Source organism: Methylobacterium frigidaeris (genome assembly GCF_022179185.1).
In the GTDB taxonomy this organism is placed as follows: domain Bacteria; phylum Pseudomonadota; class Alphaproteobacteria; order Rhizobiales; family Beijerinckiaceae; genus Methylobacterium; species Methylobacterium frigidaeris.
Genome location: NZ_BPQJ01000297.1, coordinates 1 through 247 on the forward strand (window position 1 = coordinate 1; position 247 = coordinate 247).

Genomic DNA, 247 nt, shown 5'->3' on the forward strand with positions numbered 1-247 from the left:
GTTTTGAAGATTCCAGCGCGCCATAACGGAACACAACCGACTCGCCCCTATTACTGTATTGTGCGGCAGTACTTAATGAGTAATGCGCCAGACCGCGTTCAATGAGGATCTCTTTGGTGGTGGTGACGCGATACGCCGCGCCGTCACTGGCGGAGACGGTTAACAAATAGCGGCTCGGTTTATCGGCGGCGGGGAGATTTAACGCCACATGACCGCTGGCGTCGGACACCGTTTCGCTGCCTTCCAG

Annotated in this window: 1 protein-coding gene; it reads right to left on the reverse strand. The window is 56.3% G+C overall.

Annotated features, from left to right (window positions below):
- Positions 1-247: hypothetical protein (locus tag MFF64_RS37210; protein ID WP_238194088.1), on the reverse strand; the 247-nt coding region annotated here is incomplete at both ends.